Annotated in this window: 14 protein-coding genes; 8 read left to right on the forward strand and 6 right to left on the reverse strand. The window is 39.1% G+C overall.

Going from position 1 to position 15,551, the window contains the following annotated elements; translation table 11 throughout:
* Positions 1–221: 221 nt before the first annotated feature.
* From ACK1I8_RS02935 to ACK1I8_RS02960, 6 genes are all read right to left on the reverse strand, one after another.
* On the reverse strand, positions 222–2,003 hold the full coding sequence (locus ACK1I8_RS02935; RefSeq protein WP_412467856.1) for an aromatic amino acid hydroxylase: 1,782 nt from the start codon (positions 2,001–2,003) through the stop codon (positions 222–224).
* A gap of 947 nt (positions 2,004–2,950) precedes the next feature.
* Positions 2,951–3,460 (reverse strand): GtrA family protein, encoded by a 510-nt coding sequence (locus ACK1I8_RS02940; protein ID WP_412467857.1) that lies wholly within the window; start codon positions 3,458–3,460, stop codon positions 2,951–2,953.
* A 79-nt stretch (positions 3,461–3,539) separates the two neighbouring features.
* Positions 3,540–4,256: a CAP domain-containing protein gene (locus ACK1I8_RS02945; RefSeq protein ID WP_412467858.1), complete on the reverse strand. Its 717-nt coding sequence runs from the start codon at positions 4,254–4,256 to the stop codon at positions 3,540–3,542.
* 140 nt (positions 4,257–4,396) lie between these two features.
* The gene (locus ACK1I8_RS02950) at positions 4,397–5,161 is read right to left on the reverse strand and encodes an SDR family NAD(P)-dependent oxidoreductase (RefSeq protein ID WP_412467859.1); all 765 of its coding nucleotides are present in this window, start codon (positions 5,159–5,161) and stop codon (positions 4,397–4,399) included.
* 86 nt (positions 5,162–5,247) lie between these two features.
* A complete protein-coding gene (locus ACK1I8_RS02955; protein ID WP_412467860.1) occupies positions 5,248–5,655 on the reverse strand; it encodes a helix-turn-helix domain-containing protein in 408 nt (135 codons plus the stop codon).
* A gap of 345 nt (positions 5,656–6,000) precedes the next feature.
* Positions 6,001–7,644, reverse strand: coding sequence for a glycine--tRNA ligase (locus tag ACK1I8_RS02960; protein ID WP_412467861.1), 1,644 nt, complete (start codon positions 7,642–7,644; stop codon positions 6,001–6,003).
* A gap of 412 nt (positions 7,645–8,056) precedes the next feature.
* Here ACK1I8_RS02960 and ACK1I8_RS02965 point away from each other — a divergent pair, with 412 nt between their 5' ends.
* From ACK1I8_RS02965 to ACK1I8_RS03000, 8 genes are all read left to right on the forward strand, one after another.
* Positions 8,057–8,977 carry a glycerophosphodiester phosphodiesterase family protein gene (locus ACK1I8_RS02965; RefSeq protein ID WP_412467862.1) on the forward strand — a complete coding sequence of 307 codons (921 nt, stop codon included), beginning with the start codon at positions 8,057–8,059 and terminating at the stop codon, positions 8,975–8,977.
* Between the two features lie 93 nt (positions 8,978–9,070).
* Positions 9,071–9,778, forward strand: a complete 708-nt coding sequence (locus ACK1I8_RS02970) for an ATP-binding cassette domain-containing protein (protein ID WP_412467863.1) — start codon at positions 9,071–9,073, stop codon at positions 9,776–9,778.
* A 4-nt stretch (positions 9,779–9,782) separates the two neighbouring features.
* The gene (locus tag ACK1I8_RS02975) at positions 9,783–10,319 is read left to right on the forward strand and encodes a hypothetical protein (protein WP_412467864.1); all 537 of its coding nucleotides are present in this window, start codon (positions 9,783–9,785) and stop codon (positions 10,317–10,319) included.
* Between the two features lie 78 nt (positions 10,320–10,397).
* Positions 10,398–11,123, forward strand: coding sequence for a gliding motility-associated ABC transporter permease subunit GldF (gene gldF, locus ACK1I8_RS02980; protein ID WP_412467865.1), 726 nt, complete (start codon positions 10,398–10,400; stop codon positions 11,121–11,123).
* On the forward strand, positions 11,123–12,808 hold the full coding sequence (gldG, locus tag ACK1I8_RS02985) for a gliding motility-associated ABC transporter substrate-binding protein GldG (protein WP_412467866.1): 1,686 nt from the start codon (positions 11,123–11,125) through the stop codon (positions 12,806–12,808). The genes gldF and gldG overlap by 1 nt, the downstream gene beginning before the upstream one ends.
* Positions 12,809–12,841: 33 nt before the next feature.
* Positions 12,842–13,966 carry a DNA polymerase III subunit beta gene (gene dnaN, locus ACK1I8_RS02990; protein ID WP_025143176.1) on the forward strand — a complete coding sequence of 375 codons (1,125 nt, stop codon included), beginning with the start codon at positions 12,842–12,844 and terminating at the stop codon, positions 13,964–13,966.
* Positions 13,967–14,051: 85 nt separating this feature from the next.
* Positions 14,052–14,729 carry a DUF4397 domain-containing protein gene (locus tag ACK1I8_RS02995; protein WP_412467867.1) on the forward strand — a complete coding sequence of 226 codons (678 nt, stop codon included), beginning with the start codon at positions 14,052–14,054 and terminating at the stop codon, positions 14,727–14,729.
* Between the two features lie 58 nt (positions 14,730–14,787).
* A complete protein-coding gene (locus ACK1I8_RS03000; protein WP_412467868.1) occupies positions 14,788–15,489 on the forward strand; it encodes a DUF4397 domain-containing protein in 702 nt (233 codons plus the stop codon).
* Positions 15,490–15,551 lie beyond the last annotated feature (62 nt).

A 15,551-nucleotide genomic window follows, 5' to 3' on the forward strand; every position in this document is an offset into this window, starting at 1 on the left:
AGGGTGAACCGATGAAAACAATTCGTCATGCTGAATTTATTTCAGCATCTATTTTGCGTTAAGACCCTGAAATAAATCCGATAACTATCGGATCAGGGTGACGACCGACTTTAATCAGGCATTGCCTTAAGCATCTTTTCAAGAAGTACGGCATTTTGTTCGTTATCTACTTGTACTGTGATGGTTGTCATAACGTAAAGTTAATGAATTTAAAGCGATAATCAATCTTCCACAAGCAGCTGACTTACCGGATTTTTAATCACATGTAAGCCATCATTAATCAATTTGGTGTGGTCTGATTCTTTACCTGCCTTTATTTCAAGATAGACCTGAATTTCCTTATTCAGTTGATGATAAACCTCTTTACGGTAGATAATCTCCAGAATTTCAAGGGCACAAAGCCAGTCTTGCCTATGGCTTGTTTTCAGTTGTGAGAAAATTTCACCAAGCGAATCCAGGTTTTCACCACTTTCCCTGATCGCTCTGACTGTCTGATATAAACTGTGCAGTTGTAAAGTTTTATCATCATAAATAATGTGGTGCGTTTTCTCCTTACTGATTAAGGTAATCTCCTCATAAGCATCTTTATCAGCTGCTCCGTTAAAAACAGAAACAATTTTTTCCCCAACAGCCATGTCGTAAGTACCCCATTCTGGTTTAAATAAAATATTTCCATTACTTTCGGTAACTGTACAATCGTTAAAGGCGATTAAAAGGAGCTTATTGTTTGCTATAATCATATCTTTAACCGTACCGCTTACGCTGATGCCGCTTTCAAATGTTAGTATGGTTTCCGCGCCTTTAATGAGGTTCAGTGATTGTAGTTCCAATGGACTGTAATCCTCTAACGGTTTTTCTGCTCCCTTTAGCCGTCCAACAGGTGATGAAAAGCCATCTGCATGGTAATCTTTCCCATGTCCGGTGAGTTGTTTATTTTGAAAGGCCAGCGCAGATGGTCCTGTAGCTTTAATAAAAGTAACATCATCATCAGGGCTAATGCCCATATCGGTAAAAATACCACTCACCTGCAGGCCGGAGCTATAAACAGCAGTGGCTACACTTTTGCAGGCAATGGCTTTCATGACACTTTCCGATCCGCCTTTTCTAAAAGCCATTGTATTGGCGAATTCTTCCAATACATCGATCAGATTTTGGAAAGTTTCCGTTACAAAAAGTTGAGGTTGCGGTTTGGTAATGTCGTAAGCGTAGTTAACCGTATCAATGTTGTACCAAAGTTTCTTTACATCATTTTGCATACAGGTTGCACTTTCACCGATAGATGAAAGCAAACCGGCTCCATAAATTTTCGGATTTTCTAATGTGCCAATTAAGCCATATTCAACGGTCCACCAGTGCAGTCGACCCAGTAAGGCCATTTCAGAAGGCTCACCCATATTTTCGCTAATAAAGCGTAGTTCCTTTTCAGCCTGTGCAATCTGCAACTCGTCAGCATCTGCAGCTTCTTTGAGAATGGATAGTTTTCTGATGGCCTCGTAAAGCTCAAAATCTTTTGCCGAAAACATAGCCTTTGCACCAATGGAACCAAAATAGCTTAAATAATTATTGTAATCAGTATCGGCAATAATGGGGGCATGGCCGGCACTTTCGTGTATAATATCGGGAGCCGGGGTATATTCGATGTGGTTAATCTGGCGGATATCGGCAGCAATCACCAATACACGATAAGCCTGATATTCCATAAAGGCTGCAGGCGGAATAAAGCCATCAACCGTTACGGCACCCCAACCAATCTTGCCCAGGTTATCATTCATCGTCTGCAGGTCGGGAATGTATTCTATGCTCAGGCCAGCCCGTTGCAGGCCTTTTATATAAGGGTAATAAGCCACATTTTTAAGATAACTGTAATTCTGGCGCATTACGTACCTCCACACGGCTTGGTCTATAGGTGTGTATTTCCCGTAATTTTGTGCAACAATAAATTGTTTTAAATGATTGGGCAATTTAGCTACCTGCGCATTATTAAAATCATTAAAATGGCTCATGGTCGTTATGAAATAAGTTGGTCGGCAGCTAAGTTAGGATGTTGTTTTTATCTTAACAAGAAAGCCACTGTATAAATTAACAGGTTAACGTAATAAAGGTTTCAGTTGGCCGAAATGATGGATTTATCATTTGGAAAGGTGCTGTAGCGATTTATCGGGAGACTCTGGCCGGGCTGTTCGCTATATCTCCGATGAAACCTGTGAAACAGGCAAACACACTATAACAAAACAAAAAATAGTGCTTAAACCGGAGGATGCCGCTTCCATCCCGTTTATTTACAAAGGCTTGTGGTGAAGAACTGCATTTCTCTGAAATTTGCTATAAACGAAGATAGCAGCACTTTTTTGGCCACTTAAACCCGACTGGTGCGTAAAGCCCGGAGCGAGGCACGAGTGAGGACTTGTAGCGAAGGCGGGACTGAATAAACCCAATTGCTTTTGAAACTGCTTTCCGAAAGATTAAACAGGATTGATTAGGTTTATCATTTGAAAAGGTGCTGTAGCGTTTTATCAGGAGGCTCCGGCCGGGCTGTTCGCTATATCTCCGATGAAACCTGTGAAACAAGCAAGCACTCCATAAAAAAACAAAAATAGTGCTTAAACCGGAGGATGCCGCTTCCATCCCGTTTATTTACAAAGGCTTTTGGAGAAGAAGTGCATTTCTCTGAAATTTGCTATAAACGAAGATAGCAGCACTTTTTTGGCCACCTAAACCCGACTGTTGCGTAAAGCCCGGAGCGAGGCACGAGTGAGGACGTGTAGCGAAGGCCGGACTGAATCAACCCAATTGCTGGTGTAACTGCTTAAAAAAAATGATTTGTAAACCCAATAATTAATAAAGAGTCAAAGATTCTTTTCTATGATATAAGCCATAGAGCCTACGGATAGATGGCGATGTACAACATATCCGTGATAATCCGTGTTTCCTTGGCAAAATCTTTCGTTGATTAATCCTTTTTAGCTTTTTTATCCCCAATTTTCTTTACACTGAAGGTGAAATAGTGCTGGTATAGATAACTGAAAAGTGCCATTGAGACTGAAACGAGTATTCTCGATAAAATAGACAGAGTTGGATAATCTCTTAAAAGTTCCAGTAAAAATTTCAAAAAAACATAAGTAGCCAGTATATTGATAAACTGAAGGTTTAAAAACCTAAACAGCTGTACCCTTCCTTTTAATTCGCTGTGCGTAAATATAACGTATTTGTTGAGCAAAAAACTAGTTGGAATGGCCACAATGTAATCTACTAATAATGATGCGGTTTCTCTTTGGAGCACGATTGTGCCAAAATTTACTTCTTCTGTTTTAAAAATAACAAAGTAAGCAAAATAATAGCTTAGAATACCTAGTAACAAGGTGCCGCCACCAGTAGCCATATACCTGAAATTATGGAGGGAAATAAACTTTTTAAAAGGGGGATGAAAAAAATCTATGATGGCTAAAATTGCTTTGCGCATTACTTAAACTATTCGTTGTTGTTTTTTGGCGCAATTTACAATTAAATTTTTATTGCTCGGTAAAAGATCATGTAGGTGTTTACTCCTCCTCCACATTGGTAGGGGGTAAGGCCACAAAATCAATTACTGCACACCATGTGTAAGACGGATGGGGCTGGATACTCACGCCAACGGTGTTTAATTTAAACTTTTGGTCTAGGATGTTAAACCGGTGACCAAGCGAAGGCACGCCACAATCTAACAAGAGATGACATACAATGTCCAAACTGTTCGAAAAACCAAAGTCGATATTTTCGCTCATCGTTTTATTCGGAAAATATTTGGATAAACGTTTCGAAAATTTATCGCCATTGCTACTTTCATGTGTATCGAGGTTATTTCGGTTAAGGTCCTGGGCGTGGCTACGGCTTAACGCAGATAATTTATCATGAGGGTAAAATACCGGCAGATTTTTTACGCCCTTTAAATGTTTTAACAAAGAGATATAGTAGCTGTTGTTACGGGCAATCCGCAGTTCGTTGTAATTTCTATACTGCTTTACTTTAGCATTGTAGTTATTAATGTAGTCTTCCAAAAAAGTGTAATAGAACTTTTCGCCATCAATACGGATCAGGTTCATATACATCACTACATTTTTCTCTTCGTTAGTTAAATAATTAGCATTTGCTGCGGTATTGGCCCTGCGGAATTCGGCATCTGTCCATTTCTGGGCATTTGCGATAGTAACGAAAAATAAGGATAAAAGAATAGGTAAAAATGTTTTACGCATCAGATGGTTTTCATGGATAAACGCCATTTGATGCAGATTATTTTCTGGTTTGCAATTTTAGCGTTGGCGCTTAGCGCTTAGTAGCTACGTTAAAAAACGACCACAACGGCACAAGAACACAAAGAAACTGATCTTTGTGCCCTTGTGTGGTTTAAATTGCAAATGGTTTACAAGAACATACCACCAGATGCTTCAATGCGCTGTGCGTTAATCCATCTTGCATCTTCGGTACATAAAAATGCCACCACCCCGCCAATATCATCTGGCAAACCTACACGGCCTAAAGCAGTGTTGGCGGCAATTGCGGCATTGATCTGATCATTATCCCGTACCATTCCACCGCCAAAATCGGTTTCAATCGCACCAGGGGCAACAATGTTCGATCTGATTCCTCTTGAACCTAATTCTTTCGCCTGATATTTCGTTAGGGTTTCCATTGCGCCCTTCATCGAAGCATAAGCAGCATAACCTGGTGTTGCAAAACGGGCCAGCCCGGATGAAACGTTAATGATTCCGCTTCCATCATTTAATAAGGGCAAGGCTTTTTGGGTTAAAAAGAAAGCGCCTTTATAATGGATGTTGACCAATTCATCAAATTGTTCTTCAGTAGTATCGGCAAATGAAGCATGAATGCCAATACCTGCATTGTTGATCAGGAAGTCGAATTTTTCTGCATGGAAGACAGATTCTAATACACTTTTAACCTCGCTGAAAAAAGCATCAAAAGTTTTGGCATCACCAACATTTAATGGTATTGCTGCTGCTGGTACACCCAACTTTTTTATTTCATTTACAGTAGCATCTGCTTCCTCTTTTTTAGATTGATAGGTTAAAATTATACCAATACCTTTTGAGGCGATTTTTATGGCTGCGTTTTTCCCCAATCCACGGCTACCGCCGGTTATCAGGGCAATTTTATTTTGTATTTCCATTGTCTTTTTATTGGTTAAACAAAATTAAATGGAAATAGGCTGTAAAAATGGTGACAGCTTAAGTAAAAATGGTGACTGTTTAAGTTTTATGTGGTGACAATTTCCTTATTGGCAGCTAAAGACCCGAAATAAGCCTCCCGATACTGTTTTGGCGTCTGGCCAGCGAAGTGTTTAAAAAATTTGGTAAAGTTGGATGGATCGTAGGTTAATATCCTGGCAATTTCGGCTATGGGCATGCTCACGTTCTGTAACATCGATTTGGAAATTTCCATTAAACGCTCTTCGAAAAAATAACAGGGTGAGTGTCCGGTAGCGGCCTTTATGGTATTGCTTAAATGAGTAGGATGAACGTGGATAAGCCCGGCGAAATCTCTTACCTCAAACATTTCTGTAGCACGGCCAGATACAATGTCGTCAAGGTGTTTGTCTAATTCTTTTAAATAATCTGCCGCAATTTCATGTCGACGGGCAAAAAACTTCTGTGGAATTTTCATGTCAATGTTTTTGATCGCTTTACAAATATACCATTCCTTTAAATGATTTTATCTGTCACGATGTCCAAATAGAATTACCTTAATCTGTAGCGAACAACAAGGTATGGAGCTTTTTTACGTGTTTTTCCCCTTGATACCAGTCGTTACAAACCAGTTCGATCTGTTTAACTTTGAAATGCAAAAAAAAAGTCGCGGGGGTAAACCTGCGACTTGATAAAACGGTCGTCATCTCTGCTGAAGCATCGAGGAGTGGAGAGATCTATCTCAATACAGATTTAGCTTCGCAGCGCACTTACTTGGTTCTCAACTTTGTTGAAGTCCGCCTGATATGACGAATTTATACTTTTAAGCCAACAATGCCTTCCAGCTGGTAGCTTTACCAATAATACCAGTTAAATCAGCAATGGCCACACGTTCCTGCTCCATGCTATCGCGGTGGCGGATGGTAACCGTATGATCTTCCAAACTCTGGTGATCGACCGTGATACAAAATGGCGTTCCTATGGCATCCTGGCGGCGGTAACGTTTACCAATGGCATCTTTCTCCTCATAAATACAGTTGAAATCGAATTTTAGTTCATCCATAATTTCACGCGCTTTTTCCGGTAAACCATCTTTTTTGGTCAACGGGAAAATGGCCACTTTATATGGTGCCAAAGCAGGGTGTAATCGCAATAAAGTACGGCTATCCTGTTTATCTTCGGTGCTTAAATCCTGTTCTTCAAAAGCATTGATCATGGTTAACAAAAACATACGGTCTAAACCGATAGAAGTTTCGATAACGTAAGGAACATAGTTGCCGTAAGGTTTGCCTTCTTCATTTAAATCGTTATCAAAATACTGCATTTTCTTTCCAGAATATTCCTGGTGTTGTGTTAAATCGAAATCGGTACGGCTATGAATTCCTTCCACTTCTTTAAACCCGAATGGAAATTCGAATTCGATATCGGTGGCCGCATTGGCATAATGTGCCAGTTTAACATGATCGTGATAACGGTATTTTTCAGGATGGGTACCTAAAGCCTTGTGCCATTTTAAACGTGCTTCTTTCCAGTATTCGAACCATTTTTTGTCTTCACCCGGGCGAACAAAAAACTGCATTTCCATTTGCTCAAACTCACGCATACGCATAATAAACTGGCGGGCAATTACCTCATTCCGGAAAGCTTTACCAATCTGCGCAATACCAAAAGGGATTTTCATCCTGCCCGATTTTTGTACGTTCAAAAAGTTTACAAAAATACCCTGAGCGGTTTCAGGACGAAGATAAACCTCATCACTACCCTCAGCCATGGCACCAAACTGTGTGCTAAACATCAGGTTAAACTGGCGGACATCGGTCCAGTTTGAAGTTTTTGAGATCGGGCAGATTACTTTATAATTTACGATTAAATCTTTTAACTGTGCTAAGTTTTCAGATTTAAGTGCAAGGTTCATTTCTACTTCAAGCGCTAAGCCCTTTTTTACAAATCTCCAGCTGGCTTCATCAACAAAAGGATATTTCGCGTTGTCTAATATCGTTTCTTCGTCTTTAAAACCAGGAATCCATGCAGCTTGTCCTTCGTCGCTCAAGCCCAATATTTCTTGTTGAAACGCTTCAAATTTGGCTTTGTTTTCTGAACTGAAATTGGCCAATTCCGAATACAGCTCATCAATTTTGTTTTCCAGCAACTGATCGGCGCGGTAACGTTTTTTCGAATCTTTATTGTCAATCATCGGGTCGTTAAAGCCATCCACGTGTCCGCTGGCTTTCCAAACCTTGGGATGCATAAAAATTGCAGAATCAATTCCTACAATGTTTTCATGCATTTGCACCATGGCTTTCCACCAATAGGTTTTAATGTTGTTTTTTAATTCGGCACCCAATTGGCCATAATCGTAAACAGCACTTAAGCCATCATATATTTCGCTGCTCTGGAATACAAAACCGTATTCTTTAGCGTGTGATATTACATTTTTAAATTGTTCGTCGTTATTCTTTTGAGCCATAATGCAGCAAAGATAATAAATAAGGTAAAAGGTAAGAGGTAAAAGGTAAAAGGTTTTTGATCAAGCCAAAAACCAACTCTACCATGATGCCGACCCAATTTCTTTATGGGAGAAAATTGAATGTTTGACCAGTTATCTTCTGTTTTTAATCACTCATATGGTTTAGGTATTTAGGAAAGCAAAGCCCATACTAATGGGTTTCGGAGTTCCTGTTTTCCGCTCTACTTCTCCCGACGAAAAATCGGGATCATGTCTGCTGTAATCAGATTTAAATCACCAAAGCGTAACGTTTTATATGTTATAAACCCCTTTAAACTCAATAAATGCCAGAATGTTATGGTGGTGCAGTTAATCGATTTTAGCAAATACGTAACCAAACGTTAAAAATTCTAATTTTTCCTACTTTTGAATCATGAAATTCCATCATTTGTTATTCCTGGTTATTGTTATCTTGTTTATCTCATGCAAACCAAAAGAGAAAAAGCATCACTATATTAAATTTAACACCGTTACAGAGTTATATCAATTCTTAAAATGGACACCGGAGAACCGTTTTCCGCTCATCAGTGCGCATCGCGGAGGCCCAATGCCCGGCTATCCTGAAAACTGTATCGAAACATTCGATAATGCCACTTCTTATAATCCGGTTGTCATCGAATTTGATATTGCTTACAGTAAAGATTCGGTTATGGTGATTATGCACGATGATCAGCTCGACCGCACTTCTACAGGGAAAGGACCAATTGGCAATTATACCTATGAGGAGTTGAAAGCCTTTAACCTTAAAGATGGGGATGGCAAGGAAACAAAATTTAAAATCCCTACTTTGGATAGCGTACTCAGCTGGAGCAAAGGAAAGGTTCTGTTGACTATTGACTTGAAAAAGGGCGTTTCTTATGCAAAAGTGATCGAAAAAGTAAGGCAGTATAAAGCAGAGAACAACTCCATAATTATTACTTATACTGCAGATCAGGCAAAAGAGGTGCATCAGTTGGCACCTGATTTAATGATCTCTGCATCTGTTCAGAAAAAAGCGGAATTGAAACGGTTAAATGGCATGGGCATCCCGAATAACCGTATTGTAGCTTTTGTTGGTGTTTCCGCGCCAGATAAAGCATTATATCAATACTTACATAATAAAGGTATTACCACTATTTTAGGCACGATGGGGAATATTGATAAAAGCGCGATAGCCAGTCCGGCAAAAAATGTTTATTATCATTTGGTTAATAACGGTGCAGATATATTATCTGGGGATAATTTACCACAGGCAGCAGAGGAGCTGGATAAGTTCAGGTACAATAAAAAAATAAGTTCAGCATACATTAATTAATTTGACCGTTATTACCAGGCGGAATGAGGAAAAAAAGGCGCTGCTATTAACTTTGTTATCTTTGCGAAAACCTTTGCGTTTAAACTTATAGACATGAGCATTTTAGTAAAAAATCTTTCTAAACATTACCATAAGCAAAAAGCAGTGGATGCCATTAGTTTTGAAGCTAAACCAGGTCGCATCCTTGGTTTTCTGGGACCGAACGGTGCGGGCAAATCCACTACCATGCGCATGCTTACGGGTTATCTGATACCTACCTCCGGGGAAGCTGAAATAGCGGGTAAAAGTATTCTTTCTGATGCCATTGAAGCAAAGAAGCATATTGGCTATCTTCCCGAAAATACCCCCCTTTATGCTGATATGTATGTAAAGGAATTTTTAAGTTTTGTGGGGCAAACCTATCAAATTGTCAATTTACCTGCACGGATTGATGAAGTGGTGAAAATGGTGGGCTTAACTCCGGAGCAGCATAAAAAGATCAATATGTTATCTAAAGGCTATCGCCAAAGGGTAGGCTTGGCGCAGGCGATCATCCATAATCCAGAGGTTTTAATATTAGATGAGCCCACTTCCGGACTTGATCCGAACCAACTGGTCGACATCAGGCAGCTCATCAAAACATTGGGCGTGGCTAAAACGGTCGTTATTTCTACCCACATTATGCAGGAGGTTGAAGCTATTTGTGATGATATCATTATTATTAACCAGGGTAAAATTGTAGCAAACAATTCGCTGGAGGGGCTTAAAAAAGTGTATCAGCAGCAATCACTAGAAGATATTTTCAGAAAACTTACCGCTTAAATTCATGCATAGCATTAAAATTATACTTATAGCTTTTTTACTTTCAAGTCCGACAGTTTTAAAAGCTCAAAATAGTGCCGGCATTGGTATTGCCTCAGAAATTGGTTTACCATCAGGCAATTTCTCCGGCCTATCGGGAATTGGCTTGGGCGCTTCGGTAAAAGCGGATCTTCCGGTTGCGGAAAATTTCGCAATCACTTTAAATGCCGGTTTTATGAACTTTTTCGGCAAAAGAAATCCATTGTTTAATGTACAGGATTTAACCTATATACCTGCAAAAGCCGGGTTGAAATACCAATTGGGCGAAAGTTTTTATGCCGAAGGTCAATTGGGAGCCGCTTTACCTTTAAATAAGCAGCAAAAAACCTTGTTCGTCTGGTCGCCGGGTATTGGAAACGAGTTTAAATTATCCGGAGGAAACAAAATCGATCTTGGAATCAGATACGAAGGCTGGACGGGTAAAAACGATATCATCAGTATTAATAAATCCAATACTAAAGGATTTGTTGGGATTAGGTTTGCCTATGTGTTTGGCTTTTAACTTTTAAGTAACGCTGCAATGCTTAGCCGGGTAAACCATAGAAAAAATATTTCTTAACTTCGGCATTTAAATTTAACTATGTACGCAGTTTTTAAACGCGAGTTACTCAGTTTCCTGAGTTCGATGGTGGCTTATACAACCATTGGTATTTTTCTGTTGGTTTCTGGCCTTTTACTTTGGTTTTTTCCTGATACCTCCATTCTTGATTACGGTTATGCAGAACTCGATGGCTTTTTCAGTTTAGTACCCTATCTTTTCATGTTCCTTATTCCGGCCATTACCATGCGTGCTTTTGCTGAAGAAAGGAGAGAAGGCACTTTCGAACTGTTGATTACCCGGCCCATACAAGTCTGGCAGATCGTTGTGGCAAAATATTTGGCGAGTTTGGTTCTGGTATTATTTGCCCTGATCCCAACCTTAATTTATTATTATAGTATTTCGAAGCTGGGTTTCCCCGAAGGAAATATCGATTCAGGATCGGTTATTGGCTCCTATATCGGATTGTTTTTATTGGGGGCTGCCTTTACTTCTATTGGCATTTTCTCATCTGCATTAACTAAAAACCAGGTAATTGCCTTTGTGATTAGTGCCGCTTTATGTGCATTTGCTTTTTTAGGCTTCGATTATAGCAGCCAGATGGCAGCACTTCAAAGTATCGAAAACCTCATCCATAACCTGGGGATCAACCAACATTATATTTCCATCAGCCGTGGTGTGTTAGACACCAGAGATCTGATTTATTTTATGTCGTTTTCCGCGTTATTTTTATTGCTCACCAAATTAATAATAGGAGGGAAACGATAATGAAGCTGAAGCATAAACGGATTAATTTCTTCATCTTAATCATAGCGCTGGTTATTTTAAATGTTTTAGGTCAGTATGCTTTTTATCGTTTTGATTTTACAGCCGATAAACGTTTTACACTGAGCCAAAAAACAAAAAACTTACTACAGCAAAATGAAAAACCGGTAATGATCACCGTATTTTTAGCTGGCGAATTGCCACCAGCGTTTAAACGCCTGCAGGCTGCAGTGTCTGATATTTTATCTGATTATCAGGCTTATGCTAAAGCAGATGTTAAGGTCGTTTTTGTGGATCCTTTGGACGGGCTTAATCAGGCCGATCAGGATACGGTGATCAACAATTTGTACGAAAGAGGCATCGAGGCTACCAATTTAAGCGTTAAAACAGAAAACGGCTTAACGCAGAAGCTTGTATTTCCGATGGCCATGATGGAAAGCGGGGGCCGGGAGTTCCCAATTAAACTTTTTCAGAATTTAGATACCCGCGGAAATTATGAAGACAATATCAATCGTGCGATTGAAAATCTGGAGTATATATTTACGTTAGGTTTAAAGAAGGTAATTTCGGGTGACAACCCAAGGATCGGTTTTTCAGAATCAAATGGCGAACTTTCTGATCTGCAACTGGCTGATGCCATACATACCTTATCCAATAGTTATCTGGTTGGCCGTATCGATTTAAATAGTATTGATAAAGCAGGGCTGGATAAATTGAAAATGCTCATCATAGCCAAGCCCAGGAAACCTTTTACTGAAGCGGAGAAATACAAAATCAATTATTTTGTCATGAACGGCGGGCGGGTATTGTGGAGTATCGATCAGGTAAATGCCGAACTAGATAGCCTGCGCACCAAAAGCGGACAAATGGCCCTTAACAACAACTTAAACCTGGATGATATGCTTTTTATGTATGGGGCCAGGATTAATTATAATATTATTGCCGATCCGGCAAACTGTGCCGAAATTCCGGTTTCAACAGGAGTTGTAGGCGGGCAAAACCAGATGCAGCTGGTTCCCTGGATTTATTATCCGATTTTATTGCCCGATACCGCCGTAAGTGTGGTAAAAAAGCTGGATGGTGTAAAATCTGAATTTCCAGGTACGGTAGATACGATCGGAGTTAAGGGTGTAAAAAAATCATATATTTTAAGTACTTCTCCATTCAATAAAGTGTATAGTGTGCCGAAGCTGTTCAGCTTGCAAATGCTAAGCGAACAGCTGGATCCACGTTCTTTTCAGAGTAAACCGCAGCATGTTGGTTTGATGCTGGAAGGTAACTTTCCATCGGTTTTTGCCGGACGACCCTTACCCGCTACCATTACGCAGCCCTATACTCTGGCAAACACCAGCAAACCAACCAAAATGATCGTGATAGGTGACGGGGATGTTTTCAAAAACCAGGTGTCGGAGCAAAACGGAACGCCCTTACCATTAGGTTTTGACCGTTATTCGCAGCGTACTTTTGGCAATAAAGCCTTATTGCTTAATATTGTTGATTATTTTACGGATAATGATAACTTAATTGAGCTGCGGAATAAAGAAATAAAAATTAGATTGCTGGATAAAGCCAAAATCAGGCTCGAAAAAGCAAAGTGGCAATTTATCAATATGGGGGCGCCTTTGCTATTGTTAATATTCTTTGCGATTTTTCAACATTATTACCGCAAATACAAGTACGCTAAATAATTTTTATATTTTTGAAGAACACTAAATAATATCATGAGATTTATTGTATCCACATCAACGCTGTTAAAACACTTACAAACCGTAAATGGTGCATCAAGCAGCAGTACGGTTTTGCCTATATTAGAAAATTTTCTTTTCGAAATTAAAGATGGAAACTTAACTATCTCTGCTACCGATCTGCAAACCAGCATGACAACTGCTTTAGCTGTCGAATCAAAGGAAGAAGGTAAAGTGGCTGTTCCATCTAAAATTTTACTAGATACGCTTAAAACATTGCCAGACCAACCGATTGCATTTAATATTGATGATAGTACCTTTGCCATCGAAATTAGTGCCGGTGATGGTAAATATAAGTTGAGTGGCGAAAATGGCGATGATTTTCCGAAGATCCCCGTAGTAGAAAACGCATCTTCTGTAAATTTACCGGCATCCGTGTTAACCGAAGCCATTACCAAAACTATTTTTGCGGTAAGCAATGATGAACTACGCCCGGCGATGACAGGTGTGTTTTGTCAATTATCTCCTCAGCACATCACTTTTGTAGCTACCGATGCACATAAATTGGTAAGATACCGCCGTATGGATAGCAAGGCTGATAAAGCTACCTCATTTATTCTTCCAAAAAAAGCTTTGACACTTTTGAAAGCTGCCTTGCCTTCAACTGATATTAATGTATCTGTAGATTATAATGCAACCAGCGCATTCTTCAAGTTCGAAAATATAAACCTGGTGTGTCGTTTAATAGACGAACGTTATCCTGATTATGAGGCAGTTATTCCAACCAATAATCCTAATAAGCTAATCATTGACAGAGGTTTGTTTTTAAATACCCTTCGCAGGGTTGTAATCTTTGCAAACAAAACAACACACCAGGTGAGGCTAAAAATCAGTGGAAGCGAATTAAATATCTCTTCTGAAGATCTGGATTTTGCTAACGAGGCACACGAGCGTTTAAGTTGCCAATATGATGGAGAAGATCTTGAAATAGGCTTTAATGCACGTTTTTTAATTGAAATGTTAAGTAACTTAAGCGGTGATGAAGTTACTTTAGAGCTTTCTACACCAAACAGGGCAGGGCTTTTAATTCCACAAACCAATGACGAAAATGAGGATGTTTTAATGTTGGTGATGCCTGTGATGTTAAACAATAGTTACTAACAACAACTAATTTATTATTTTTAATATAAACGTGGCTTGGTTTTTGACCGAGCCATTTTTGTTTAAAATCAACCATGATAAATCAATGAAAATCTATAACCAACGCTCTACATTACTGATTTTGTTCATTGCTATATTTGGTATAAGTTTATCATCATGTAAAAAGAATAATCCTGATGAGGTAGTAAACGGGCAGGCCAAGTTGAAAGTGGTCAATGCTTCAGCGGCCGATGTGCATCAGGATTTTTATCTGGATAATGAAAAATTGACCACTTCTGCCTTAGCTTTTGGCGAAACCAGTGAGTATGTCAAAATTCCTTCAGGTAATAGAAGTGTTTCTTACACGGGAACCAGTAATAAGAGTACCGATACCTCGTTAAACTTTACACCATCTATCACATACACTGCTTTTTTAGTGACCAATAAAAAAGGCGAACTGGAAATTGCTAATTACGAAGATAATCTGAGCAATACAGAATCGGCCAAGGCAAAGATTAAACTAATTAATCTTACACCCACTTTTGCAACAGGTTTAAATGTTATGGTACAGAACGGTATACAATTTGTTAACGGCCTGGTTTTTAAAGAAGCATCAAATTATTTTACGGTTGATACGGGCGTAAATTTAAAGTATTCTGTAGTAGGTTCGGGCAGTGTCAAAACCATTGATGCCAAAAGTTTGCAGGGAGGTAAAATTTATACCATCTGGTTTAGTGGTGCTACCGCTGCAACTTTGACTGCACATATCATTACCGATAATTAATTTCATAGTTTAGTGCGCTTTCTGCTATCTTTACGTTTTATTAGCATTGGTAATTGATATGAAAAATACAGTATTGTTTTCCAGGATATTCTTTCTTATTGCGTGCGCTATTTTAATCAGCTCATGCATCAAAAACAATAATTTTGTTAAAGGAGATGCTAAAATCCGTTTTTTTCAGGTGGCTTCTACCGATACCACCCAAAATTTTTATTTAAATGGGAGGCAGATCGGCGCTTCAGTAGCTTACAATACCAATACCAGTTATGTGGTTATACCTGGCGATTCTGTTGTTAACATTACAAGCAAAAATATTGGCACTGGTGTAGATGTTGCTTCTTTGACAGATCAGAAATTTAAAATCGGTGAGAATTATTCTGTTTTTTATGTAAAGGAGGCAATTGATAAGCCCGCCAGGTTAAAGGTATATCAGGATGATGTAAGACCAGATCTGGATTCTGCTAAGCTAACGCTTTTGAACCTGGGCTATACACTTGGTTCTAAAATTGTAATTACCGATAGTACAAATACAGCTAAACCAACTGAATCTTTACTGGGGTATGGTGAGATCAAAACTTTTAAAGTAAAAGTAAATAAGAACACGAAGTACGCTTTTAAATTATCCAGTCCCACTGCAACAAATCCACCACCTGTTGTAACGCGCTTAGATTCAGTGACGATTAATAAGGGAAGAGTTTATCTGATATTATTTGATGGTGATAAAAAGGGAGAGCTCAAAAACCGGATCATCCCCGCAAACTAATTATTTATTGCAATTTAAAGCATATAATCCTTTTACTATGCTTACTTTTGCCCAAAATCAGA

It is taken from the genome of Pedobacter sp. KLB.chiD (assembly GCF_047040275.1).
Classification (GTDB): domain Bacteria; phylum Bacteroidota; class Bacteroidia; order Sphingobacteriales; family Sphingobacteriaceae; genus Pedobacter.